Origin of the sequence: Streptomyces cucumeris (assembly GCF_024295805.1) — a bacterium.
GTDB classification, from domain to species: domain Bacteria; phylum Actinomycetota; class Actinomycetes; order Streptomycetales; family Streptomycetaceae; genus Streptomyces; species Streptomyces cucumeris.
Genome location: NZ_JANCLX010000004.1, coordinates 135968 through 159004, shown reverse-complemented (window position 1 = coordinate 159004; position 23037 = coordinate 135968). Strand labels below are relative to the sequence as shown.

General features: G+C 71.4%; 26 protein-coding genes. 18 read left to right on the top strand and 8 right to left on the bottom strand.

What is annotated here, in order from left to right:
• Positions 1-39: 39 nt before the first annotated feature.
• Complete coding sequence (locus NMK44_RS07650) at positions 40-501, top strand: NUDIX hydrolase (RefSeq protein ID WP_254739724.1); 462 nt, start codon at positions 40-42, stop codon at positions 499-501.
• A 29-nt stretch (positions 502-530) separates the two neighbouring features.
• Here the strand turns inward: NMK44_RS07650 and NMK44_RS07645 are convergent, their stop codons facing one another.
• Complete coding sequence (locus tag NMK44_RS07645) at positions 531-1340, bottom strand: class I SAM-dependent methyltransferase (RefSeq protein WP_254739722.1); 810 nt, start codon at positions 1338-1340, stop codon at positions 531-533.
• Between the two features lie 174 nt (positions 1341-1514).
• Here NMK44_RS07645 and mshA point away from each other — a divergent pair, with 174 nt between their 5' ends.
• The 5 genes from mshA to NMK44_RS07620 all read left to right on the top strand — a co-directional run bounded on the left by mshA (position 1515) and on the right by NMK44_RS07620 (position 6533).
• Positions 1515-2876: a D-inositol-3-phosphate glycosyltransferase gene (mshA, locus tag NMK44_RS07640; protein ID WP_254739720.1), complete on the top strand. Its 1362-nt coding sequence runs from the start codon at positions 1515-1517 to the stop codon at positions 2874-2876.
• Positions 2869-3390, top strand: a complete 522-nt coding sequence (locus NMK44_RS07635) for a type III secretion system chaperone family protein (RefSeq protein WP_254739718.1) — start codon at positions 2869-2871, stop codon at positions 3388-3390. The genes mshA and NMK44_RS07635 overlap by 8 nt, the downstream gene beginning before the upstream one ends.
• Positions 3391-3547: 157 nt before the next feature.
• Positions 3548-3817 (top strand): hypothetical protein, encoded by a 270-nt coding sequence (locus NMK44_RS07630; RefSeq protein ID WP_254739716.1) that lies wholly within the window; start codon positions 3548-3550, stop codon positions 3815-3817.
• Positions 3814-4530, top strand: coding sequence for an RNA polymerase sigma factor (locus NMK44_RS07625; RefSeq protein WP_254739715.1), 717 nt, complete (start codon positions 3814-3816; stop codon positions 4528-4530). Before NMK44_RS07630 ends, NMK44_RS07625 begins: the two co-directional genes overlap by 4 nt.
• Entirely contained in the window at positions 4500-6533 is a 2034-nt protein-coding gene (locus tag NMK44_RS07620; RefSeq protein WP_254739713.1) for a M48 family metalloprotease, read from the top strand. The genes NMK44_RS07625 and NMK44_RS07620 overlap by 31 nt, the downstream gene beginning before the upstream one ends.
• Positions 6534-6560: 27 nt before the next feature.
• Here the strand turns inward: NMK44_RS07620 and NMK44_RS07615 are convergent, their stop codons facing one another.
• Positions 6561-7871 (bottom strand): MDR family MFS transporter, encoded by a 1311-nt coding sequence (locus NMK44_RS07615; protein WP_254739711.1) that lies wholly within the window; start codon positions 7869-7871, stop codon positions 6561-6563.
• A 148-nt stretch (positions 7872-8019) separates the two neighbouring features.
• Here NMK44_RS07615 and NMK44_RS07610 point away from each other — a divergent pair, with 148 nt between their 5' ends.
• Positions 8020-8781, top strand: a complete 762-nt coding sequence (locus NMK44_RS07610; protein WP_254739710.1) for a phosphoglyceromutase — start codon at positions 8020-8022, stop codon at positions 8779-8781.
• A gap of 93 nt (positions 8782-8874) precedes the next feature.
• Here the strand turns inward: NMK44_RS07610 and NMK44_RS07605 are convergent, their stop codons facing one another.
• From NMK44_RS07605 to NMK44_RS07595, 3 genes are all read right to left on the bottom strand, one after another.
• Positions 8875-9312: a hypothetical protein gene (locus NMK44_RS07605; RefSeq protein WP_254739708.1), complete on the bottom strand. Its 438-nt coding sequence runs from the start codon at positions 9310-9312 to the stop codon at positions 8875-8877.
• 224 nt (positions 9313-9536) lie between these two features.
• Complete coding sequence (locus tag NMK44_RS07600; RefSeq protein ID WP_254739706.1) at positions 9537-10316, bottom strand: GntR family transcriptional regulator; 780 nt, start codon at positions 10314-10316, stop codon at positions 9537-9539.
• Positions 10313-10855, bottom strand: coding sequence for a GntR family transcriptional regulator (locus tag NMK44_RS07595; RefSeq protein WP_254739704.1), 543 nt, complete (start codon positions 10853-10855; stop codon positions 10313-10315). The genes NMK44_RS07600 and NMK44_RS07595 overlap by 4 nt, the downstream gene beginning before the upstream one ends.
• Positions 10856-10978: 123 nt before the next feature.
• Here NMK44_RS07595 and NMK44_RS07590 point away from each other — a divergent pair, with 123 nt between their 5' ends.
• From NMK44_RS07590 to NMK44_RS07570, 5 genes are all read left to right on the top strand, one after another.
• Positions 10979-11257, top strand: a complete 279-nt coding sequence (locus NMK44_RS07590; RefSeq protein WP_254739702.1) for an ATP-binding protein — start codon at positions 10979-10981, stop codon at positions 11255-11257.
• 71 nt (positions 11258-11328) lie between these two features.
• A complete protein-coding gene (locus tag NMK44_RS07585) occupies positions 11329-11841 on the top strand; it encodes an NUDIX domain-containing protein (RefSeq protein ID WP_254739700.1) in 513 nt (170 codons plus the stop codon).
• Between the two features lie 104 nt (positions 11842-11945).
• Positions 11946-12362, top strand: coding sequence for a hypothetical protein (locus NMK44_RS07580; RefSeq protein WP_254739698.1), 417 nt, complete (start codon positions 11946-11948; stop codon positions 12360-12362).
• A 59-nt stretch (positions 12363-12421) separates the two neighbouring features.
• Positions 12422-12778, top strand: coding sequence for a VOC family protein (locus NMK44_RS07575; protein WP_254739696.1), 357 nt, complete (start codon positions 12422-12424; stop codon positions 12776-12778).
• Between the two features lie 96 nt (positions 12779-12874).
• Positions 12875-13063: a hypothetical protein gene (locus NMK44_RS07570; protein WP_254739694.1), complete on the top strand. Its 189-nt coding sequence runs from the start codon at positions 12875-12877 to the stop codon at positions 13061-13063.
• A 5-nt stretch (positions 13064-13068) separates the two neighbouring features.
• On the opposite strand, the gene NMK44_RS07565 is transcribed toward NMK44_RS07570, so the two are convergent.
• Positions 13069-13608, bottom strand: coding sequence for a hypothetical protein (locus NMK44_RS07565; protein ID WP_254739692.1), 540 nt, complete (start codon positions 13606-13608; stop codon positions 13069-13071).
• A 228-nt stretch (positions 13609-13836) separates the two neighbouring features.
• Here NMK44_RS07565 and NMK44_RS07560 point away from each other — a divergent pair, with 228 nt between their 5' ends.
• Positions 13837-15954 (top strand): restriction endonuclease, encoded by a 2118-nt coding sequence (locus NMK44_RS07560; RefSeq protein WP_254739690.1) that lies wholly within the window; start codon positions 13837-13839, stop codon positions 15952-15954.
• Positions 15955-16419: 465 nt separating this feature from the next.
• Here the strand turns inward: NMK44_RS07560 and phoU are convergent, their stop codons facing one another.
• Positions 16420-17100, bottom strand: a complete 681-nt coding sequence (gene phoU / locus NMK44_RS07555) for a phosphate signaling complex protein PhoU (RefSeq protein ID WP_254739688.1) — start codon at positions 17098-17100, stop codon at positions 16420-16422.
• A gap of 412 nt (positions 17101-17512) precedes the next feature.
• Here phoU and phoR point away from each other — a divergent pair, with 412 nt between their 5' ends.
• Together phoR and phoP are read left to right on the top strand one after the other, a co-directional pair.
• A complete protein-coding gene (gene phoR, locus NMK44_RS07550; RefSeq protein WP_254739686.1) occupies positions 17513-18799 on the top strand; it encodes a two-component system sensor histidine kinase PhoR in 1287 nt (428 codons plus the stop codon).
• Positions 18796-19476, top strand: a complete 681-nt coding sequence (gene phoP / locus NMK44_RS07545) for a two-component system response regulator PhoP (RefSeq protein WP_176182212.1) — start codon at positions 18796-18798, stop codon at positions 19474-19476. Before phoR ends, phoP begins: the two co-directional genes overlap by 4 nt.
• A 135-nt stretch (positions 19477-19611) precedes the next feature.
• Here phoP and NMK44_RS07540 read toward each other — a convergent pair whose 3' ends face one another.
• Complete coding sequence (locus NMK44_RS07540; protein ID WP_254739684.1) at positions 19612-20331, bottom strand: DUF461 domain-containing protein; 720 nt, start codon at positions 20329-20331, stop codon at positions 19612-19614.
• A gap of 535 nt (positions 20332-20866) precedes the next feature.
• Between NMK44_RS07540 and NMK44_RS07535 the strand changes: the two genes are divergently transcribed.
• The 3 genes from NMK44_RS07535 (at position 20867) to ispF (ending at position 23019) form a co-directional block, all read left to right on the top strand.
• The gene (locus NMK44_RS07535; protein WP_009716930.1) at positions 20867-21349 is read left to right on the top strand and encodes a CarD family transcriptional regulator; all 483 of its coding nucleotides are present in this window, start codon (positions 20867-20869) and stop codon (positions 21347-21349) included.
• Between the two features lie 373 nt (positions 21350-21722).
• Entirely contained in the window at positions 21723-22496 is a 774-nt protein-coding gene (gene ispD, locus NMK44_RS07530; protein ID WP_374215247.1) for a 2-C-methyl-D-erythritol 4-phosphate cytidylyltransferase, read from the top strand.
• Positions 22486-23019, top strand: a complete 534-nt coding sequence (gene ispF, locus NMK44_RS07525) for a 2-C-methyl-D-erythritol 2,4-cyclodiphosphate synthase (RefSeq protein WP_254739680.1) — start codon at positions 22486-22488, stop codon at positions 23017-23019. Before ispD ends, ispF begins: the two co-directional genes overlap by 11 nt.
• Positions 23020-23037: the final 18 nt, after the last annotated feature.

Genomic DNA, 23037 nt, shown 5'->3' with positions numbered 1-23037 from the left:
CCGGAGGGCACGAACGGAGACCGGGGAGGCGGGACGCGGATGATGCGGCGGAATGACCGGGGCCCGGCCGGGGGCGGCGCGGGGCCGCCCACCGCACCCGTCCTCGCGGCGGGCTGTGTGCTGTGGCGGCGGGCCCCGGACGGCGGGCGGCTGGAGGTCGCACTGGTCCATCGACCCCGTTATGACGACTGGTCGCATCCGAAAGGCAAGCTCAAGCGCGGTGAGGACGCGCTGTGCGGCGCGGTGCGGGAAGTCGCGGAGGAGACCGGGATGGCCTGTGCCCCGGGGGCCCCACTGCCCACCCTCCGCTATGTGGCCAAGGGCCGTCCCAAGGAGGTCCGCTACTGGGCGGCGGAGGCCGTCCACGACGAGCCCTTCGTGCCCAACCGCGAGGTCGACCGGCTGGTCTGGCTGCCGCCCTCGGCGGCCCGGCTGCGGTTGACGTACGAACACGACCGCGGGCTGATCGACGCGCTGCTGGACACGGTGTCCCGGGCCTGAGAGGCCGGGGCCGTGGGGACAGCAGCGCGTCAGGGCCGGGGCGCCAGCGCGTCCCAGCGGACCGTGAGCTCGCCCTGCCGCCAGCGCCGGGGGCCGTCCACCAGCGGCCAGCCCGCGGCACGGAGCGTCTGGGCGCTGCGTATCCAGCGCTGACGGGCGCTGAGCGGCGCGTACGGGGCCGCCGCCGCCCAGGCGCGGTCGAAGTCGCGCAGGAAGGTGTGCACCGGCTCGCCCGGCACATTGCGGTGGATGAGTGCCTTCGGCAGTCGTTCGGCCAGGTCGGAGGGGCGTTCCAGGGAGCCGAGCCGGGCCGCGAAGGTCACCGTGCGGGGGCCGTCCGGGGTGAGCGCGACCCAGACGTGCCGCCGCCCGATCTCGTCACAGGTCCCCTCCACCAGCAGTCCGCCCGGGGCCAGCCGGGCGCACAGCCGCCGCCACACCTCGGCGACCTCGGCCTCCTCGTACTGCCGCAGCACATTGGCGGCCCGGATGAGCGCGGGCCGGGCGCCGTCCGGCAGCGGTACCTCGAAGCCGCCGTGGGCGAAGGCCAGCCCCTCGCGTTCGTACGGCCGCGCGGCGGCCACCCGGGCCGGGTCGATCTCCACCCCGACCACCCGGGCGCCGGGCCGGACCGTGCGCAGCCGGGTGAGCAGCTCGACGGCGGTCCAGGGCGCGGCCCCGTAGCCGAGGTCGACCGCGACGGGGGCCTCGGCCCGGCGCAGCGCGGGGGCGTGGGCGGCGGCGATCCAGCGGTCCATACGGCGCAGCCGGTTCGGGTTGGTGGTTCCGCGGGTCGCCGAACCGATGGGGCGGGTCGGTGGCGGTACGCGGGCGGGCATGGCCAGAGCTTATGGGGTGCCCCGGGAGGGGCCGACCGTCCGGCCGGACGGTCACCCAGCGCATCCGTCCCACGCCTCGAACGTCACGCTTTGGCAAAGCGGAAATGGGAACGAGGCATTCCGGTGTTGAGGGTTCGGAGGGGCACCTCGCCCCCGGGTAGGAGGTATCGCGCGGTGAGCCAGCACGCGTCCCGCCTCGGCGGTCTGCGAGGCCGATCCCCAGTGCCGTTCGGCGGCCATCCGCACGCGCGCTTCCGGCGCGTACTGCGGCGGCCCCGGCGGATCGCGATGCTCAGCGTGCACACCTCGCCCCTGCACCAGCCCGGTACCGGCGACGCGGGCGGGATGAACGTCTACATCGTCGAGCTGGCCCGGCGGCTGGCCGCCCTCGACATCGAGGTGGAGATCTTCACCCGGGCCACCACCGGCGGGCTGGAGCCCTCCGTGGAGCTCACGCCCGGGGTACTGGTGCGGCACGTGGCCGCGGGCCCGTACGAGGGGCTGGCCAAGGAGGACCTCCCGGCGCAGCTCTGCGCGTTCACCCACGGGGTGATGCAGCAATGGGCGGGCCACCGCCCCGGCTACTACGACCTGGTCCACTCGCACTACTGGCTCTCCGGACATGTCGGCTGGCTGGCCGCCGAGCGCTGGGGCGTCCCGCTGGTGCACGCCATGCACACCATGGCCAAGGTCAAGAACGCCTCCCTCGCGGCCGGTGACACCCCCGAACCCGCGGCCCGCGTCATCGGCGAACAGCAGATCGTCAGCGCCGCCGACCGGCTGATCGCCAACACCGCCGAGGAGGCGGACGAGCTGGTGCGCCACTACGAGGCGGCGCGCGAACGGCTGGCGATCGTGCACCCCGGGGTCAACCTGGAGCGTTTCCGCCCGGCGGACGGCCGGGCGGCCGCCCGCGCCCGCCTCGGACTGCCGCCGGACGCGCTGATACCGCTCTTCGCCGGGCGGATACAGCCGCTGAAGGCCCCCGACATCCTGCTGCACGCGGTCGCCCGCCTCCTGGAGGAGGACCCCTCGCTGCGCGAGCGGATGGTGGTGCCGGTGGTCGGCGGGCCGAGCGGCAGCGGGCTCACCAAACCGGAGCGGCTGCACAAACTGGCGGCGCGGCTGGGGATCTGCGATGTGGTGCGGTTCCGGCCGCCGGTCGCCCAGGACGAGCTGGCCGACTGGTACCGGGCGGCCTCGGTGCTGGTCATGCCGTCGTACAGCGAGTCGTTCGGACTGGTGGCGGTCGAGGCGCAGGCGTGCGGCACCCCGGTGGTGGCCGCCTCGGTGGGCGGACTGCCGGTGGCCGTGCGCGACGGCGTCAGCGGCACCCTGGTCGACGGTCACGACCCGGCCGACTACGCCCGCGCGCTGCGGCCGTTCGCGGACGAGGCGGGACGTGTGGACCGGATGGGCGCGGCAGCGGCCCGGCACGCGCGGTCCTTCGGCTGGGACACCGCCGCCGCCGCGACCGCGGAGGTCTACATGGAGGCGATGCGCGAACGGCGTCGCCTACGATCGGCCCATGGGTGACGCCAACACCAACGCCGACGGCGCCGCGAGCGCCGGGACCGTGATCGAGCGGACGCTGCGCGACGCCGAGCTGGAGTGGGAGAGCCCGTCGGAGGGGACGTACGTCGTCACGCTCCCGGGCACCCGCAAGCTGTCGACCACTTGCTCGCTCCGGGTCGGCAAGCACTCGCTCTCGATCAACGCCTTCGTCATCCGGCACCCGGACGAGAACCACGACGCCGTCCACCGCTGGCTGCTGGAGCGCAACACCCGGCTGTACGGCATGAGTTACGCCATCGACTCGATGGGCGACATCTATCTGGTCGGACGGCTGCCGCTGGCCGCCGTCACCCCCGACGAGCTGGACCGGCTGCTCGGCACCGTCCTGGAGAACGCGGACGGCAGCTTCAACACCCTGCTGGAGATGGGCTTCGCCACCGCGATCCGCAAGGAGTACGCCTGGCGTACGGCGCGCGGTGAGTCCACCCGGAACCTTGAGGCGTTCGCCCATCTGACGCGCGACGCGGCGGGCTGACCCCCACCGCTGCCGCTCCCTGCCACCCACCGCCGTCCGCCGCGGGATTCCCCGGAAGCCGCGGTGAAGAAGGCGGTGAAGAAAACCGTTCTCCGAAGGCTCTTCATGGTGAACCGGCTCCAGCCGGGAACCATGAAGGGGAGACACAACGGTGCTCATGGACAATCCGTGGCTCACGGTGGCAACGGTCGTGACGGTGGGGGTGCTGCGGCTGATGGGGGACGTCATTCGCTGGCTTGCGGCGCGTTCGGGGGAACGGATCCGGGCGCGCATGGTGGTGGAGCTGGTACGCGGGTCGGGGCCGGGCACGGTGCTCACCGATCACCGGGCGGACGGCGCGGCGCTGACCGTCCGCCGCCCCGGGGAGGCCGAGTGCGGCCGCGCCGGTCCGGGCGGCGCCGAGGCGCGGGACGGGGGCCGGGTATGAGCGGCCTGGCCGGGGAGCGCGAGGAGCGCGAACCCAGGTCCGGCGAGACGCCTGCGTCCGACGGGGTACCGGAGTCCAGCGAGGAGTTCGATGCCTTCTACGCCCGCACCCATCGCGCGCTCATGGCCACCGCGCTGATGCGGTTCGGCGTCGACCGGCAGGGCGTCGAGGACGCTCTGCAAGAGGCGTATATCGAGGCCCTGAAGCGCTGGCCCGCGGTGCGGTCCTGCCCCTCCCCGGAGGGCTGGATCCTCACCACCATGCGGCGCAAGCTGGCACGGGACGGCAAGCGCTGGCGATACCGCTGGAAGCCGGTCGAGCTGGTCGTCCCGGCCTCGCCCGCCGCCACCGTGGAGGAGACCTCCGAGGCGCTGGCCACGCTGCGCGCCATCACCACGCTGCCGCCGCGGCAGCGCGAGGTGATCGTCATGGCCACCTCGGGCATGAGCTACCAGGAGATATCCACCGAACTCGGGATCACCCAGCGGGGTGTGGGCAGCAATCTGCACAAGGCCCGCAACCGGCTCACCCTGCTGCTGGACGTCCCGCCCGGGACCGACCGCGAGGGCGAGCGGCTGCTGAGCCTCAGCCCGCGCGACCCGCTGTGCGCACTGCTGTCGGCCGCCGCCGCATGGCTGCTGGACGGACTGCGCGCGGAGGAGCGCGGACGCGGGAACGGCCCGTGCGACGGACGCCGTCGGGTGGAGCGGTGATCGCCGCCGCCCGCGCCCTGCTGGCGGTGGCCCTGCTCGCGGGGTTCTACGGGCTGGTCGTGGTGTTGGTGCTGCTGTGGGTGGGCTTCCTGGTCCTGGCGTTATGGGGCTCCACACAGCCGACCGCGACCACTCCGCCGACCAACGTCATCCTGCTCTGCGCTGCGTTCGCCCCGGCGATCGCCGGGATGGTGTGGGCGGTGATCCGCACCGCCCGCCCCGCCGGACCGCCCGCGGGCACGGTGTGGGTCAGCAGGCGCGGCGCACCGGAGTTATGGGCCGTGGTCGAGGAACTGGCCCTCGCCGTGGGCACCCGGCGGCCGGACCATATCCGGCTCACCACCGAGGTCAACGCCTCCGTCACCGAGGACGCCTCGTTCCTGGGCCTGGTGCCCGGCTCCCGCACCCTCTACCTCGGACTGCCTCTGCTGGCCGGGCTGCCGCCCGCCCAACTGCGCGCCGTCCTCGCCCATGAGCTGGGCCACTTCTCCCGTCGCCACAACCGATTCGGCGCCCTCGCCCAGCGCGGTACGGCCGGACTCGAGGCCGCCCGGCAGGCGATCCGGGACGCCTCGTCCGCCAATGACCTGGTCCGGCTGTACGCGGGCGGACCGCTCGGGCTGGTCGGGCTCTACGCCCGGGTCTTCCGCCGGCTCACCCGGCCGGTCCGGCGGCGGCAGGAGCTGGAGGCGGACCGCGAGGCCGCCCGGGTGGCCGGTGCGGACGCGGTGGCCGACGCGCTGCGCTCCACGGCCGTACTGGAGCGGCTGTGGCCGGAGTTCATCGTGGAGTTCCTGGTCCCGATGCGCCGGGCACGCGGCTGTGCCCCGGACGATCCGTTCCGGATCTTCGCGCAGATGGCCGAGGCCCCCGAACTGCGGGAGCTGATGGCCGAGGTGCTGGACGAGGCGGTCCGGCGGCCCGCGGACCCCGACGATCCGCATCCGGATCTGGCCACCCGGCTGCGGCGGCTGCGTGCCCTGCCCGCGGCCCCGGACATGGCCGCGCCCCACGCCGAAGGGCCGCCGGCTCCGGCCGCCGCGGCCGCCCCGGCCGCACCCGCTCGTTACGCCGCCGAGCTGGGCCGGTCGCTGTGTCCCGGGGCGGCGGAGACGATTCCGTGGCGCGACTGGCTCGCACTGCTGGCCACCCAGCGCGCCACCCGGATCCTGACACCACTGGCGGACGCGGTGCGTACGGTCGAGCGGGAGGAGACGGACGGGGAACGGACCGGTCCGCTGACCATCCACCGGGTGCTGCGGCTGGTGGACAGCGGCCGCCGGATGCCACTGGCCCGCGCCCTCAACGCCCGCCTCGACCCCGTCGAGTCGGCGGGGCGGGAGCCGCTGGAACCGCTGGCCGCCGCGCTGTCCGTGCTGATCGGGGCGCAGTTGGTGGCGGGCGGCACCGCGTACTGGGCGATGCACTGGACCGGACCGGGCACCCTCGTCCCGCCCGACGGACTCGCACCCGAGACGATCCACTCCTGGGCCGAGACGGCCGTCCAGATGCCCGGTCAGACCCAGCGGTTGGGGCTGCATCTGGCCGCGCTGGGCGTGGCGGAACGGGCTCCGCTGCCGGACCGGGCCGAGGCGAAGGCGTCCCCGGGCGCGCCCCGGGACGAGGTGCGCAGCGTCAGCATCACCCCCGGGGTGCCGGAGCCCGCGCGCCGGCGCATCGGCGCGATACGGGCGCTGGCGCTCACGGTGCTGCTGGGGGTGACGGGGCTGGCGTATCTGTTGTGGAGCGGCCGGGACGAACCGTCGTACTACCGGCCGCCGGTGAACAACTGGACGCAGACGCCGGGCGGCGGTGTGCCGGGCGCGGTGCCGACGTACGGACTGCCGACCGGGCCGGACCTGCCGACAGGACTCCCCACGGCGCTGCCGACGGGGCCGCTCCTGCCGACGGGGGTCCGTCCGCCGATCACGGGCCGTCCGCTGCCGTCGCCGCCACGGCCGAGTATCGACATCGGATCGATCCTGCCGCGCCAGACGCCGTAGGCCACGTCCGTCGGGTCCGTCGGTCCGTCAGCCGACGGTGTCGGCGTCCCGGACGACCGGCACGTCCTTCAGACCTCGATCCAGGTCCATGGAGACGGTGTCCGGGTGTGCCTCCTCCACCGGCCGGGCGCGCAGCGTACGCCCCAGCGCCGCGTATCCGGCGGCGGCGATCACGCCGACCACCGCGCTGGCCGCCCACAGCGTGTCCGCGCCGAAGTGGTCGATGACCGCGCCGCCGATCAGCGGTCCGGTGAGCGAGGCGAGGGACCAGGAAAGTACGTACATCCCCTGGTAGCGCCCGCGGCCGTGGGTGGGGGAGAGCCGGGCCACCAGGCCCATCTGGGTGGGGGAGTTGATGATCTCGCCGAGCGTCCAGACGGCGACGGCCAGCGCGTAGACGCCCACCGATCCGGCGAAGGCGGTGAGCCCGAAACCGCATCCGGTGAGCAGCGCGGAGACGATGAGCAGCGGCGCCGGATCGCGGTGCTCGATGAAGCGCGTCACCGGGATCTGCACGGCCACGATCAGCACCCCGTTGGTCGCGATGGCCAGTCCGAAGTCGGAGCTGGAGAGCCCGTCCTCGCCCATCGCCACCGGCAGGGCCACGAAGCCCTGCAGGAAGAGGCTGGCCAGCAGGTACGACAGCGCGACCACGGCCATGAACCGCCGGTCGCGCAGCACCGCGCCGAGCCCGGTCGCCCGCTCGTCCCCTGCGGACCCGTCGGCGTCCCGCTCCGGCCGGGACTCCGGCAGCTTGGCGAAGACGATGACGGCGCAGAGCAGTGTCATCACGGCGTCGGTCAGAAACAGGGTGAGATATCCGTGCTTGGCGATCAGTCCGGCGGCCATCGCCGAGAAGGCGAAGCCGAGGTTGATCGCCCAGTAGTTGAGCGCGAAGGCCCGGACCCGGTCCCCGGGCGCCACGATGTCGGCCATCATCGCCTGCACCGCGGGCCGGGACGCGTTGCTCGTCATACCCACCAGGCAGGCCACGACGGCGATGGCGACCGGGTGCTCGACGAAGCCGAGCACGGCGACCGTGACCGCCGTCGAAAGCTGTGACACCAGCAGCGTGGGCCGCCGCCCCAGCCGGTCGGTCAGCACCCCGGCGACCACGGCCGACACCGCCCCGCCCAGTCCGTACAGCGCCCCCACCAGACCGGCGAAGGTCGCCGAGTAGCCGCGCTCTACAGTCAGGTACATGGCAAGGAAGGTGGCGACAAAACCTCCCAGCCGGTTCACCAGCGTGGAGATCCACAGCCACCAGAACGCCCGGGGCAGCCCCGAGACGGTCTCCTTCGCTGCCTGTCGCAGCCGGACGACGGACTTCGGCGACATCGGCGACCCCCCGCATACCCGCGATGTAAGCATCTCTTCCCGGATCCGCACCTTACAGATCCCATCAGGGCACCGCTACTGAATTCACAACCGGAACGAAACGGTCCGCCCCTCGGCCGCCTCAGACGGGTCCAGTAGGCTCGAGCGCATGGCCGACGCACCGTACAAGCTGATCCTCCTCCGCCACGGCGAGAGCGAGTGGAACGCGAAGAACCTGTTCACCGGCTGGGTGGACGTCAACCTCAACGAGAAGGGCGAGAAGGAGGCAGTCCGCGGCGGTGAGCTGCTGAAGGACGCCGGCCTGCTGCCCGACGTGGTCCACACGTCCCTCCAGAAGCGCGCCATCCGCACTGCGCAGCTCGCCCTGGAAGCGGCCGACCGCCTCTGGATCCCGGTCCACCGCAGCTGGCGCCTCAACGAGCGCCACTACGGCGCCCTCCAGGGCAAGGACAAGGCCCAGACGCTCGCCGAGTTCGGTGAGGAGCAGTTCATGCTCTGGCGCCGTTCCTTCGACACCCCGCCGCCCCCGCTGCCGGTCGACGCCGAGTACTCCCAGTTCTCCGACCCGCGCTACGCCACGCTCCCGCCGGAGCTGCGTCCGCAGACGGAGTGCCTGAAGGACGTCGTCGTCCGTATGCTCCCGTACTGGTTCGACGGCATCGTCCCCGACCTCCTCACCGGCCGCACCGTCCTGGTCGCCGCCCATGGCAACTCGCTGCGCGCCCTGGTCAAGCACCTCGACGGCATCTCCGACGCCGACATCGCGGGCCTGAACATCCCCACCGGCATCCCGCTCTCCTACGAGCTCGACGCCGACTTCCGCCCCCTCACCCCGGGCGGCACCTACCTCGACCCGGACGCCGCGAAGGCGGCCATCGAGGCGGTCAAGAACCAGGGCAAGAAGAAGTAGCCCTTGCGATCACGCCCCCGACCCGTGCTCATGGCGCGGATCGGGGGCGTTTTCACGGCGTCCGGGCCGCTGGGTCACTGACCGGGAACGAGATCAGCCCTTGATCTCGAAGGGGGACGACTGCTCGGTGCCGTCCGATCCGTGGATGGTCATCCGCATCATCATGGGCATGCCCTCGGGCACATTCACCGTCACACACTTGTTGTAACTCGATGAGTGCCCCTTGGTGCTCGCCGTGTGGCCTTCACCGGTGGTGCCCACGATGTACCGCCCGTCACTCCAGTTGTCCCTGACGCACAGCGTGTCTCCCCTGGTGCCGCCCGAACCGGGGTCGGCCTGCCATGTGACGGAACCGAGCATCCGGCTGTCCTTCCACGCGTCGATCGTGGCGTCGAGGTCGCCGACGGCAGGGCGGTCGTAGTTGAAGTCCGCGGCGGCCGCCGCGGCAGGAGAAGCCGACAGGCCGACTATGCCGGCGACGCTGATCGTCGTAGCCGCCGCCAGGCTGGAGAGAGCCCTCTTCAGTCGCATCAGGTGGTGCACCTTCGTATCGCTTGGAGCAGACCGCCCCGCCGGAGTCGGCGGGGCGGAGCTGCGGAGTGAACTTCGCGCTTCGGTGATCTCGCGGATCGCCGGAGCACCCTCCCAGTGTCGTCCCGGCCGGACCCACCGGCGATAGCACAGCGTCCACACTCCAGTTGGCTGTCCGTCCAATCCCCTGACCACGACTTTCCCCGGCGAGCGGGCCATTCCCCTTACGACGGTGTGAACTCGTACTGGAGCTCGTAGAGATGGCCCGCCTTGGCCATGACCGTGGCTTCGATGGGGCGGTCGCCGTCGCTGTAGACGACGCGCAGGGTCCGCAGCACCGGCAGGTTCCCCGGGAGGCCGAGCACGGTGTACTGCTCCTGGGTGGGGACGCGGGCGGACACTTTGTCGACGCTGAGACGCGGTGGGTGACCCAGCTCCGCGAGGAGGGCCGGGGTGCCGCCCTTGATCTTGCGACGGTGCATCATCGCGGTGCCGCGGGCCAGGTCCAGCGGGTAGTAGGACGTGACGAGTTCTACGGGTTCGTCGTCCATGAGCAGCACCTGTGCCCGCATCAGGGCCGTGCCGTCGGCGGGGAGCCGCAGGGCTTCGGTGACGTCCGCGGGCGGGCGGGTCTCGGTGACGTCGAGGAGGCGGCTGCTGCCGCGTGCCTGGTGGCCGGCGGCTTCGCTGATCCAGCGATAGGGCTCGCCGGGTGCGGCCGGAGCCATGTAGGAGGCGGGGCGCATGGTGCGTTGGCGGTGCTCGCGTACGGTGACGGCGGCTCCGGCGCGGCCGACCGCGAGGCCCTCGTCCTTCAGCAGTTGCAGGGCCTTCTGCACGGTGGCGTTGGATGCGGTGAAGCGTTCCTTGAGCTGGGCGGTCGAGGGCAGGTTGGCGCCCGGAGGCAGGTCGCCGGACATGATCTCGTCGCGGAGGTCGGCGGCGATCCGCTCATGCAGCGACCGGCGGTCGGACGCGTCCTGTTCGGCCTTCGGCACGGTCATCCCATCCTGAGTTCGTAGCGCAGGCGTTGGCGGTCGGCGGGCATCGTGATCAGGTCGGCCTGGATCGGCCGCTCGCTCCCGTCCAGGACGACGCGTTCCAGGCACAGGACCGGGGCGTCCTCTGCGCTCCGCAGCAGGTCCCGTTCCTGCTCGTCCGCCATCCGCGCGGTGACATCCTCCTGCACCCGGCGTCCCACGTGGCCCAGTTCAGCGAGCAGGCGCACAGCTCCGCCGCGGATCTTGGCCGTGCCCGAGAGTGCGGTTCCCGCGGCGACGCGGGCGGGGTAGTAGGAGTCGGTCAGCTCGCAGGGCTGGTCGTCGAGGTACATGATCCGCCGCCGTACGACGACCACGTCCCCCTGGTCCACGCCGAGAAGGCGGGCCACGACAGCCGATGCCGGGACTTCGCCCGCGTGCACGATCCGCTGTGTCCCGCGTCGGCCGCGCGCGGCCGCCTCCGCGCCCCATGTGTCGCCCTGGCCTCCCGGGGCCGCTTGCAGATAGGGCATCGAGGTGCTGATCCACGCGTCGCTGACCACTGGGCCCCTCCCTTGGTGCCTGATCGGCCTCCGCACACCTTGCCGCTTTACACAGTAAGCGAACTGGTGGCCACCACTGGAGACTACCTTGCCGCATTTCGCGAAAGGCAATAAGGTGAGCGGATGGACGCTCTCCTCCACGGCGTACCGCCCGGCCGCTTCTTCGCCGTTCACATCACGGCCGACCAGGAGCAGGTGCGCATCGAGGTTCGCGACTCCGGCCCCGGCCACCCCGTGGTCCAAACGCCCCACGCGGGCGACGAGCACGGCCGTGGTCTGCTGCTCGTCGGCGAACTCTCCGACGCATGGGGGAGCATCGACCACGCGGTGGGCAAGACGGTGTGGTTCACGGTCAAGTCGACCCCGGTGGGCGGCCATGAGAATCCTGCTGACATGGGCTGATCACCGCCGACCTCACCCCCGGCTCCGTCCGCGTGGTCCCCCAACTCCGCGCAGCAGGGAAGCATCGCCCCATGAGGCCCACCCCTGATGATCCCGCCGCCTGGAACGCCTATCTCGCCGAGGGCAACGCCACCCAGGCCCGCAAACGCGTCGCCGCCGACGTCCTCCTCCGCGACCCGGACGGCCGTGTCCTGCTGGTGAAACCCACCTACAAACCCGGATGGGACCTCCCCGGCGGTATGTCCGAGGCCAACGAAGCCCCCGACGACACGGCACGGCGTGAAATCAAGGAAGAGCTGGGGCTCGACCTCATACGGCTGCGCCCACTCGTCATCGACTGGGTGCCACCCCATGGCCCCTGGGACGATCAGATCGCCTTCATCTTCGACGGCGGAACCCTCACCCACGACCAAGCCGCATCCGTACGCCCCCATGACGACGAGCTGTCGGAACTGCGATTCGCCTCTCCCGCGCAGGCTGCCGATGCCCTGCGAGGCCGTCTGAGGCGCAGGTTCGAAGCCGCACTCCATGCGACCGGGGAAGGCGCGCCCCGGTATCTGCGTGGCGGGATGCTCCTCGTCTAGGCGCCCAGCCAGCGCGCGTGCCCCGCCCGGCGCCGCGCCGCGTACGGCGGGTAAGGGCGAGAAACGATCTTCCGTGTACGCCACGGTCGCGTCAGGATGGCCTCATGGGGGAATCCACCGTGCGCACAGCGTTCCGTCTGACGTTCACCGACTACCACCAGGATCCGAACGACAGCGACGTCCTCCGACGAGCAGTCACTGTCCAAGCCGACCGGATCACGTTCGACGACAGCCACCTGAACCTCTGGCTCGCAGGCACCCACGTCGGAGAGTTCCCGTTGGACATCATCGAGTCCGTCTGTCCCCAGGGCGAGCCCGGCAGGAGGCGAGAGTCGCCGGAAGAGCTGCGTGCTCGCTATCCGCAGATGGGCCATGCCTGGTCCACGGAGGACGATGCTCGCCTCCTTGCGCTCTACCAGCAGGGGGAGCGTGACTTCGACACTCTCGGGAAGCAGTTCGGCCGAAAGCCCGGCGCCATCCGATCGCGACTGGCCAAGCTCGGCTTGGAAAGCCTCGCTTGACAGACTCCAGGCACGTCAAGTGCCTGTTTCGGAAGCCCCGGTGTGCCTACACTCCGCGGATGACCTTGGAATGGGAACAGGTAATCGTTCACTCGGTGGATCCGGCGGCCCTGGGGCAGTGGTGGGCCACGGCGCTCGGCTGGGTGGTCGTTCACGCCGATGATGATGAGTTCGAGATCCGTCCGGCGCCGGATCGCACGCCAGGGTTGGACTTCGTCCGGGCCGAGGAGGCCAAGACGGCCAAGAGCCGGCTGCATCTGGACTTCAGGCCGGATGACCAGGCGGCCGAGGTGGCTCGGCTCGAGGCGCATGGTGCGAAGCGTGTCGACATCGGTCAGGGCGAGCAGTCGTGGGTTGTCATGGAGGACCCCGAAGGCAATGAGTTCTGCATCCTCGGCCAACGGAAACAGCAGTAGAGCGTGCCGGCCGGCTGTCGAAAATTGCCTTTGACGGCCGGCCCCGCCTCCGTACCGTCTGCAACGGCATGAGTTGTACGGGGAAGCGGGGGGTCTGTGGGCAGAAGGCGTTACGTTGCCAGAGGGGTGCCGGGCGGCTACCGCATCTGGGACAACCACGGCCGTCGATGGTGGGGCGATTTCTATGAGTTGTGCCCTGACGATCTCCTGACCGAGCTCAACGGCCGGGCGGACCAGACTCGGATCATCGCGCTGATGAAGCGCTACCGAGCGCTGAAGCGATAGACAGCTCACGCCGCGCTCGGCGGCGACAGCGCATCGGCCGCGCCGCGAATGAACTCTCCTTCAAGGGCGTTGAGTTCGTCCCTGAGCTCGCTCATCAGATCCCAGAATTCGCGGCCACGACCGGGGTCTTCTATCAAGAGCCCCGTGTAATAGACGATATTGTCCGAGATCACTTCCGCGGCGTCCTGTGATTGCCGGGCGAGGTCCGCCATCTGGTGGGGCCCCGCCACGGCCACCAGCGCCACCGCGGCGCGCATTTCGCGGGTCGCGGTGAGACAGGCCTCCACCGCGGCATCGGTCTCATCCGCCTGTGGTTGGTGGTCCACTTCCACCGTCGCATGATCACTTGCCCGTCCCATGGCGTCGAGGCGGGTCAGGAAGGTCGCATAGGCGTCGTTGCGGGCCTGGCGCTGCCAGTGCCGGTGTTCGGTGACCGCCTGCTGGTGCACCTGCTGGCGTGCGGCCCGGGCCGCGATCAAGGCTCCGATGGCCGTTCCCCCGACACCCGCGATGGCAGCGATGATCGCCGCGGCTCCTTGATCCACGGTGAGTACTGTGCAGGCAGGGAAGCTGTCGGCGCCAGCGCGTTCCTGCCCTTCGCGTCGTCCAACGCCTCGCGCTTCGCGCCGCCCCCCAACGGGCATCCAGGTTGTTATCTGCCCGTGCATGGGCGAAGCAGTGGTTGAGCACTAAAGTTGTCTCATTCGTGAGGAACATGGGGTCAGGGGTTCGATGCGGGGGCATCGGGACCTTGGGGGGAGGGCCTGGAGAGCATGAGTCGTCGCTCGAGCGGGTTGGTCGGGGTCTGGGCCGAGGCCCAGCGGCAGCAGCAGCGCCAGATGGAGGCGCGGGCCAGGGAGCAGCGGGAGCGGGAACGCCAGGAGCGGGCTTGGCAGCGGGAGTTAGCGCGTAGTCAGCGTGAGCAGAAGGCCGCCTACCGGCAGCAGCGGGAGGCCGAGGCACGGCGGCGGACGGAGGAACTGGAGTCGCGCGTCGAGGCGTTGCGGGGGCTGCTGGTCGCCGGGTGCCGGGCGCCCGCGTTCCGGGCCTCGGCGCTCACCCGCGCCGAGCGGATCGAGCCGTTCGCCCCGGGTGCCCTGGCCACGCCGGTGCCGATGCCGGATCCGAACCAGTACCAGTACCAGCCGCAGGGCGGTTGGGGGTTCGGTGCCAGCCGGCGCGCCCAGGCGCAGGCGGAGGCGCGTTCCCGGTTCGAGCGTGACTGGCAGGCGGCGCAGGCCGCGGAGACCCAGCGGCAGCGTCAGTTGGAGGCGTACCGGCAGCAGTACGAGCAGTGGGCCGACGGCCGGCTGAGCGCGATACGCCGCCACAACACCGGCATCACCGAGATGACGTCGGGACTGCGCAACGGCGACTCCGGTGCCGCCGTGGAGTACTTCTCCGCCGCGCTCTACGCGTCCTCCGCCTGGCCGGAAGGGCTGCCGCGCCAGGTGTCCGCGGGATACGACTCCGGCGCCCGGCAGCTCGTGCTCGACTGGGAGCTGCCCAAGTACGACGTCGTCCCGGAGACGAAGTCCGTGCGGTACATGCCTACCGCGGACCAGGACAAGGAGACGGCCCGCCCGGCGGCCCAGCGCCGCGCGCTCTACCGGGACGTGCTCGCCCAGTGCGTGCTGCTGGTGCTGCGCGACCTGTTCGCGGCGGACGAGTTCGGCGCGCTGGAGTCGGTCGCGCTGAACGGGTTCGTGGATGACCACGACCCCGCGACCGGCCGGCGCGAACATATCTTCCTGGCCACCGTGATGGCCTCGCGCACCGCCTTCGACGCGCTGCACCTGGAGCAGGTCAACCCGGTCGACTGCCTGGTGGACGGGCTCCGCGGCCGGTTGTCGGCCCGTCCCGACCAGCGCGCGGCGGTACGGCCCGGCCGGGTGCCCGGTGATGTCGGCAACGGCGTCGTCACGCACGGCGGGGACGAGGAGCCGGATCTGTACGAGATGGATCCGGTCGCCTTCGAGTCGCTGGTCGCGGAGCTCTTCCGGGCCATGGGCATGCAGGCCGTCACCACCCAGCGTTCGAACGACGGCGGGGTGGACGTCGACGCGCTCGATCCGGCTCCGATCCGGGGCGGCAAGATCGTCGTGCAGGTGAAGCGCTACCGCAACACCGTGCCGCCGACCGCCGTCCGCGATCTGTACGGGACGGTCCAGGACGCCGGTGCCAACAAGGGCGTCCTGGTCACCACGTCCCGCTTCGGCCCCGGCTCGCACGCCTTCGCCCACGGCAAGCCGCTGGAGCTGGTGTCGGGCGGTGAACTGGTCGATCTGCTCCAGCGCCACGGGCTGCGCGGACGGCTGGGCGCCGGTGGCGCCGCGGCCACCGCGCCTTCGCCGGGGCCGGCCAGCGTGGCCGACGCGGGCGGTGGCGACGGGGCGGACGACAGCGGTGACCACAATGTGCTCGGCATGTCCTGGGCGGGCGGGGTCGCCGTGGATGTGTGCGCACTGGTCTGCCACGGCAACCGGGTGCTGAGCGACGAACACTTCGTGTTCTTCAACAACCCCCGGACACCGGACGGTACGGTGCGCGCGCTGCCCGCGGCCGCACCGGACAAGGCCGCGCTCCGGGTGTCCTTCGACGCGCTGCCGGAGGGTGCCGACCGGCTGGTGATCGTCGCCGCGGTCGATCCGGACGCCGACCCCGCGGCCGATCTGTCCGGCTTCACCGAGGCGCACATCCGGTTGCTGGACCCCGCGCGGACCGAGCTCGGACGACTGGAGGTCTCCGAAGGGCGCCGCGGCGAAACCGCCCTGGTGCTCGGCTCGTTCCGCCGCCGCGCGAGCGGCGACTGGGACTTCGTCATCGGCGGCAAGGGATACGAGGGCGGCCTGGAGGAACTGGTCCAGGCATACGGCATCGAGGTCGCCTAGCGGCCCGGCCGCGCCCCCGCGCAGGAACCCGCGCGGGGCCCGCGCAGGAAACGGGAAAGGGGCCCGGGACCGCCTCGCGGCCCCGGGCCCCTTCACGCGCGCGTCAGCCGCAGCACCCACCGCACTGGCAGGGCCCGCCGGACTGGCAGCCGCAGCCGCAGCCCGAGCTGCAACCGCAGGCGGCGAGCGGAGGGTGCACGGGGCGCCGGTCGGCCGGCGGGCGGGTGGTGGCTGGGGTGGTCGTGGGGCCGGTCTTGGCGAGGTCCGCCATGTGTCGCCTCCTCGAGAGGGGTCACCTGCTGCTCATGGTGCCGATCCGCCGTCCGTACGCAGGGGCGCACGGACGGCGCGCGGAGGCATACGGCCGAGGCGGCGTCACGCCCCGGTTCTCGCGCCCCGGTGTGACACCCCGGTGTCACGCCCGTGTGTCACACTCCGGCGTCCCACCCGGGCGACACCCCCGTGTCACGTCCCTTCGACGGGGTCCTGCTGCTGGACGATCTCGTCCGCGTGCTCACCGGTGACCAGGTAGACGACACGCTTGGCGACCGAGACCGCGTGGTCGGCGAACCGCTCGTAGTAGCGGCCCAGCAGGGTCACATCGACGGCGGTCTCGATGCCGTGCTTCCAGCGGTCGTCCATCAGGTGCTGGAAGAGGGTGCGGTGGAGCATGTCCATCGCGTCGTCGTCCTGCTCGAGCTGGAGCGCGAGGTCGACGTCCTTGGTGATGATGACCTCGCCCGCCTTCGCCATCAGCCGCTGGGCGAGCTGGCCCATCTCCAGGATGGTGGCGTGCAGGTCGCGGGGGACGGCCGTGGCCGGGAAGCGCAGCCGGGCCAGCTTGGCGACGTGCTGGGCGAGGTCGCCGGAGCGCTCCAGGTCGGCGCTCATCCGCAGACTGGTGACGACGATGCGCAGATCGGTGGCGACCGGCTGCTGCCGGGCCAGCAGGGCTATCGCGCGGTTCTCCAGTTCGCGCTGGAGATCGTCGACCTTCTCGTCGGCGGCGATGACGGTCTCCGCCAGCTTGAGGTCCGCGTCCAGCATGGCGGTGGTGGCACGGCCGATGGCCGAACCGACCAGCCGGGCCATGTCGACCAGGCCCTCCCCGATCGAATCCAGCTCCTCGTGGTACGCGTCCCGCATCACTGACCTTCTCTCACTGACTTCGCTGACGGATCTCTGCTCACGGATCTCTGCTGATCTCCAGAGATCTCCGTAATCTCCGTGGATCGGTTCTCGTCGGTTCTCATCGGTTGTCACAGAGATCTGATCGATCTCCGGCCGGTCCCCGACCGGTCGGCGTGGGCTCGCGCCCGCGCCCCCACACTCCCACGTTCCGTCCGGAACGCGTCGTGCTCCGGCATCGGGGGTGAACCACGTCCGACCCCTCGGTGAACTCTCGGCAACATGCCCCCCGCGGCGCCGTGCCCGGCCCCCTCGGCGGACGGCCCGGGGTGAACCGGTGCCGACCCCTCGGTGAACTCTGGGCAACGTCTGTTCGAGGGGACCGCTGCGGGGCTGTGGAGGGGTCCGGTGCCCCGCATAACCTGGATGCATGAACGTGAACGCGGCGATCGCCGCAGTGGCGGCGCTCGCCGGGCTCTGCACCGGTGTGATCGCCATGCTGGCGTTCCGCTGGAGCGAGCGCGAGCAGGCGAAGCCCACGCGCTCCTCCCTGCACACCGATGCGGTGCTGCCGCCCGGTGTGGACACCGTGCTGTCGGTCCTGCGCTCCTCGGCCGTCGTCCTCGATGAGGCGGACGCCGTCGTGAAGGCCAGCTCGGCCGCGTATGCGCTGGGCCTGGTGCGCGGCGGCAAACTGGCCATCGAGCCGATGCTGGCGATGGCCCGTGACACCCGGCGGGACGGTGAGATCCGCCAGATCGAGCTGGACCTCGCGCGGCGCGGCACCGGCCGCGGCGGCGACGCCCTCGCGGTGTCGGCCAGAGTGGCCCCGCTCGGCTCCCGGCTGGTGCTGCTGCTGGTGGAGGACCTCACCGAGGCCCGGCGGATCGAAGCGGTCCGGCGTGACTTCGTGGCCAATGTCAGCCATGAGCTCAAGACCCCGGTCGGTGCGCTGTCGCTGCTCTCCGAGGCCGTGATGGACGCCTCGGACGACCCCGAGGCGGTCACCCGCTTCGCCGGGCGGATGCAGGTCGAGGCGACCCGGCTGACCAGTCTGGTCCAGGAGCTGATCGATCTCTCCCGGGTGCAGAACGACGACCCGCTGGAGGACGCCGAGCCGGTCCGGGTCGACGAGCTGGTCGCCGAGGCCATCGACCGCTGCCGCCACCAGGCGGGCACCAAGCACATCACCATGGCCACCGGCGGTACCGCCGAACTGCATGTGTGGGGCAACCGCGGCCAGCTCGCCGCCGCGCTCGGCAACCTCGTCGAGAACGCGGTGAACTACAGCCCGGCCCGCACCCGCGTCGGCATCGCCGCCCGCAGGATCCCCGCCACCGGGGGCGACCTGATCGAGATCGCCGTCACCGACCAGGGCATCGGCATCTCCGAGAAGGACCGCGAGCGGATCTTCGAGCGGTTCTACCGCGTCGACCCGGCCCGTTCGCGGCAGACCGGCGGGACCGGGCTGGGCCTGGCCATCGTCAAGCATGTGGCCGCCTCGCACGGCGGGGAGGTCACGGTGTGGAGCGCCGAGGGACAGGGCTCCACCTTCACCCTGAGACTCCCGGAAGCCGGTGCGGCGAGGGACCGGGACCGCTCGTCGAGCGAGTCGTACGAGACCGGGGCCGACCTCGATGGCGAGGAAGCGGACCAGGACCGGCCGTACGAGACCTTCTCCAACGAACCACTTTCAGCCCCGGAGGTCCTTCCGTGACCCGAGTTCTGGTCGTCGAGGACGAGGAATCGTTCAGCGACGCGCTGTCGTACATGCTCCGCAAGGAGGGATTCGAGGTCGCCATCGCGGCTACGGGCCCGGAGGGGCTCGACGAGTTCGAGCGGAACGGCGCCGATCTGGTGCTGCTCGACCTGATGCTGCCGGGGCTGCCCGGTACGGAGGTGTGCCGTCAGCTCCGCGGTCGCTCCAATGTCCCGGTGATCATGGTGACCGCCAAGGACAGCGAGATCGACAAGGTCGTCGGGCTGGAGATAGGAGCCGACGACTATGTGACCAAGCCTTTCTCCTCGCGCGAGCTGGTGGCCCGGATCAGAGCCGTGCTGCGCCGCCGCGGGGAGCCCGAGGAGGTCACCCCCGCGGCCCTGGAGGCCGGACCGGTCCGGATGGACGTGGACCGGCACGTGGTCACGGTGGACGGCGGCAAGGTGGATCTCCCGCTGAAGGAGTTCGACCTGCTGGAGATGTTGCTGCGGAACGCGGGCCGGGTGCTCACCCGGATGCAGCTCATCGACCGTGTCTGGGGCGCGGACTACGTGGGCGACACCAAGACGCTGGACGTCCATGTGAAGCGGCTGCGGGCCAAGATCGAGCCGGACCCGGGCACCCCGCGGTACCTGGTCACGGTGCGGGGTCTGGGCTACAAGTTCGAGCCGTAGGCCGGACCCGGGGCCGCAGGCCGGACCGCGGCCCAGGCGGCCCGTGGCGTACGGCTGAGGGCACAGCGAGAGGGCCCCGGGAGCACATCCGCTCCCGGGGCCCTCTCGGCGCTCACGACGCGCTCATGAGCGGGCTCAGTGGGCGCCGTTGGGCGTCGGCTCACCGGGCGCGATGTTGTCGTGGCCCGGCTGGCTGGTCTGGTCCTCACCGCCGGGCTTGGTGGTGCCACCGGGCTTGGTGTCCGAGCCGGACGGGTGCTCACCGGGCTCGGTGGTGGCCGAACCGGACGGGGTGCCCGTCGGCGTGCCGGTCGGCTTGCCCGGGGTGGCGGTCGGCACCTCGGTCGGGCCCCACTCCTTGAAGTAGCTGCGGGCCGGGACGACGAACGCGGTGATCGGGACGTCGCCGGTGCGGCTGAGGTCGAACACGACGCGCTCGGCGTTGCCGTCCTGGGCGGCCTCCCGTCCGTTGGCGATGACCGCGGAGGGGTTGCCCTTGCCGCCGAGGATCACCGAGCCACCGGCCGGGACCACGATCGGGCCGGAGCCCTTCTTCGCCGGGGCGAGCTTCACCCGGGCACTGGTGCCGGGGAGGGTGATGGCCTTGAGGGTCTCGTTGCGAGCACCTTCGTTGAAGATCTTGCCGGTGACGACGGCCGGGCCCTTGGCCTTGGCGTCGGGCTGGGTCACCACATTGACGTTCTGGATCTTGATGGTGCCGACGGACGTCGCGGCGTTGTCAGGCTTGATCTCCTGCGTCTGCGCGTCGTTCCCGGCCGCGCAGGCGGAGAGCGGGGCGACCGAGACCACGATGGCGGCGGCGGCGAGGGCGCCGCGTCGAAGGCTGCTGCTCACGGCGGCGGCATCTCCTAGGACGAGGTAAAAGTTGGATCAGCGGGCTTAGGTTACCGATGCGCCCACTTGGGGCCGCACCCGACCCGCCTCCTGAGCGCGACGCCGGTCCGCGGGCCCCTTCCGGAGCCGCGCTGAATATCGGTTCGGTGACCCGGCCGGGAGATTATCGGTAAGGAATCCGTGGATGTCCTGGAATTGATCACGGGAGTGATCCGGTCCGCTGGTGATCAATTCGTGAATCAGGGCCGGATCTGGCGCCTGCCGGCCCGAACGGAGTAGCGGAAGTCCATCGACTGGACTCCGGCAAAACGGGACGTACGGCCGCTCGGGGCACCTTCTCGGGACAGGTAACGCGCGGGTTTCAGCCCGCCCGTACAGCGGCTCCCACCTGCGAATACCCGGTTCCGTCTGCCTCTCGCAGCACGTTCCGGGCGCTGTTGTCAAGCCCCGAGATATGCCCTGACCTGCGAAAACGCCATTCAGAACAGGGCGTTCCCGTGTTACCCTGGATAGCCACGGAAGGGGTACCTGTCACATGACGTTCAAGGTTGGCGACACCGTGGTCTATCCCCATCACGGGGCCGCGCTGATCGAGGCCATCGAAACTCGCCAGATCAAAGGCGTGGACAAGACCTACTTGGTGCTGAAGGTCGCTCAGGGTGACCTGACGGTTCGTGTGCCGGCGGACAATGCGGAGTTCGTCGGTGTGCGTGATGTGGTTGGCCAGGACGGGCTGGACCGGGTCTTCGAGGTGCTCCGCGCACCCTACGCCGAAGAGCCGACGAACTGGTCCCGTCGCTACAAGGCAAATCTCGAGAAGCTCGCCTCCGGCGATGTGATCAAGGTCGCCGAGGTGGTGCGCGACCTGTGGCGCCGAGAGCGTGAGCGCGGACTCTCCGCCGGTGAGAAGCGCATGCTCGCCAAGGCCCGCCAGATCCTGGTGAGCGAGCTGGCTCTCGCCGAGAGCACCAATGAGGACAAGGCCGAGGCCCTGCTTGATGAGGTTCTCGCGTCCTGACACATCAATGCCGCGGTGCCCGAGTGACTCAGACTTGATGTTCTAAGCCGTCTGTCGCCGGGCGCTGCGGCATGTGTGCATACCGGGACCGCGCATACCAGAACCCTGGTGTCCCGGTCCGCTGCACCGTGTGCCGGGCCGTTGTCTGCCGGTCGGTCTCTTCCGGTGTCGCTCTGTGCCGGTGTTGCGCTGTGCTGGTGCCGCGGTGCGGAGGAACCGCCCCGCGGCGGTTGCGAAGGTGTGCCGGGCCCTGGGCACTGGCTCGACCAGTCGTCACGGAAGGGTCTGGTCAAGGCATCGCGCCCGGCACGCTGTGGCCATACCCATTTCGGTCGAGGAAGCAAACCTGAACGCCAACTCAATGTCCGTATCCATGAGTCCCGGCGGCTCCGGCGCGCCCGAGCGCCCCGCCCGTACCGCCGCTGTGATCCCGGCCGCGGGCCGTGGCGTGCGGCTGGGCCCCGGAGCGCCCAAGGCGCTCCGGCCCCTGAGCGGTACGCCGATGCTGGTTCACGCCGTCCGCGCGATGGCCGGATCCCGCTCCGTCTCCCTGGTGGTCGTCGTGGCCCCGCCGGACGGCGCCGAGGAGGTCCAGCGGCTGCTGGACGACCATCCGCTGACCGGCCGCGGCGCCGATGTGGTCGTCGTCCCCGGCGGGGAGACCCGCCAGGAGTCGGTGCGCCTCGGCCTGGCCGCCGTACCCGAGGACGTCGCCACCGTGCTGGTCCACGACGCCGCCCGGCCGCTGGTCCCGGTGGACACGGTGGACGCGGTCATCGCCGCCGTACGGGACGGGGCGCCCGCCGTCGTCCCGGCGCTGCCGCTGGCCGACACCGTCAAGCAGGTCGAGCCGCGCACCGGTGAGCGGGCCGGCGAGCCCGAGCCGGTCGTCGGCACCCCCGAGCGCGCCCGGCTGCGCGCCGTCCAGACCCCGCAGGGCTTCGACCGCGCGACGCTGGCCGAAGCCCACGAGAAGATCGTCCTGGCGGGCGACGGGGCGACGGACGACGCGGGCATGGTCGAGCGGCTCGGTGTCGAGGTCGTGGTCGTCCCCGGCCACGAGGAGGCGTTCAAGGTGACCCGCCCGCTGGACCTGGTGCTGGCCGAGGCGGTTCTCGCGCGCAGGAGGGCCAACGATGGCTTCTGAGACCCCCCGGCCGCCGGCGGGACTGCCCCTGGTGGGCATCGGCACCGATGTGCACGCCTTCGAGCGGGGCCGCGAGCTGTGGTGCGCGGGTCTGCTGTGGGAGGGCGAGGAGTACGGCCTGGCCGGGCACTCCGACGGTGACGTGGCCGCCCACGCCGCCTGTGACGCGCTCTTCTCCGCCGCCGGCCTCGGCGACCTCGGCGCCCACTTCGGCACCGACCGCCCCGAGTGGTCCGGTGCCGCCGGGGTCACGCTGCTCGCCGAGGCGGCCCGGATCGTACGGGCGGCCGGGTTCGGGATCGGCAATGTGGCGATCCAGGTGATCGGTGTCCGCCCCAAGATCGGCAAGCGCCGTGACGAGGCGGTCGAGGCGCTGTCGGCCGCGGTCGGCGCCCCCGTCTCGGTGTCCGGCACCACGACCGACGGCCTCGGGCTGACCGGCCGGGCCGAGGGGCTGGCGGCGGTCGCCACCGCGCTGGTGGTCCGTACGGGCCCTGTTCCCGGAGACGGTGCTGACCTTTGACGGTGCGTTGGGTACGTA

Bases quoted from the DNA above. Each gene is read 5' to 3' on its own strand.
- NMK44_RS07645 (WP_254739722.1), bottom strand. From the start codon at position 1,340: ATGCCCGCCCGCGTACCGCCACCGACCCGCCCCATCGGTTCGGCGACC.
- NMK44_RS07535 (WP_009716930.1), top strand. From the start codon at position 20,867: ATGACGTTCAAGGTTGGCGACACCGTGGTCTATCCCCATCACGGGGCC.
- ispD (WP_374215247.1), top strand. From the start codon at position 21,723: ATGAGTCCCGGCGGCTCCGGCGCGCCCGAGCGCCCCGCCCGTACCGCC.
- NMK44_RS07630 (WP_254739716.1), top strand. From the start codon at position 3,548: ATGGACAATCCGTGGCTCACGGTGGCAACGGTCGTGACGGTGGGGGTG.
- NMK44_RS07560 (WP_254739690.1), top strand. From the start codon at position 13,837: ATGAGTCGTCGCTCGAGCGGGTTGGTCGGGGTCTGGGCCGAGGCCCAG.
- NMK44_RS07625 (WP_254739715.1), top strand. From the start codon at position 3,814: ATGAGCGGCCTGGCCGGGGAGCGCGAGGAGCGCGAACCCAGGTCCGGC.
- NMK44_RS07585 (WP_254739700.1), top strand. From the start codon at position 11,329: ATGAGGCCCACCCCTGATGATCCCGCCGCCTGGAACGCCTATCTCGCC.
- NMK44_RS07610 (WP_254739710.1), top strand. From the start codon at position 8,020: ATGGCCGACGCACCGTACAAGCTGATCCTCCTCCGCCACGGCGAGAGC.
- NMK44_RS07635 (WP_254739718.1), top strand. From the start codon at position 2,869: ATGGGTGACGCCAACACCAACGCCGACGGCGCCGCGAGCGCCGGGACC.
- phoU (WP_254739688.1), bottom strand. From the start codon at position 17,100: ATGCGGGACGCGTACCACGAGGAGCTGGATTCGATCGGGGAGGGCCTG.
- NMK44_RS07575 (WP_254739696.1), top strand. From the start codon at position 12,422: ATGACCTTGGAATGGGAACAGGTAATCGTTCACTCGGTGGATCCGGCG.
- NMK44_RS07605 (WP_254739708.1), bottom strand. From the start codon at position 9,312: ATGCGACTGAAGAGGGCTCTCTCCAGCCTGGCGGCGGCTACGACGATC.
- NMK44_RS07650 (WP_254739724.1), top strand. From the start codon at position 40: ATGATGCGGCGGAATGACCGGGGCCCGGCCGGGGGCGGCGCGGGGCCG.
- NMK44_RS07615 (WP_254739711.1), bottom strand. From the start codon at position 7,871: ATGTCGCCGAAGTCCGTCGTCCGGCTGCGACAGGCAGCGAAGGAGACC.
- NMK44_RS07600 (WP_254739706.1), bottom strand. From the start codon at position 10,316: ATGACCGTGCCGAAGGCCGAACAGGACGCGTCCGACCGCCGGTCGCTG.
- NMK44_RS07590 (WP_254739702.1), top strand. From the start codon at position 10,979: ATGGACGCTCTCCTCCACGGCGTACCGCCCGGCCGCTTCTTCGCCGTT.
- NMK44_RS07580 (WP_254739698.1), top strand. From the start codon at position 11,946: ATGGGGGAATCCACCGTGCGCACAGCGTTCCGTCTGACGTTCACCGAC.
- phoR (WP_254739686.1), top strand. From the start codon at position 17,513: ATGAACGTGAACGCGGCGATCGCCGCAGTGGCGGCGCTCGCCGGGCTC.
- ispF (WP_254739680.1), top strand. From the start codon at position 22,486: ATGGCTTCTGAGACCCCCCGGCCGCCGGCGGGACTGCCCCTGGTGGGC.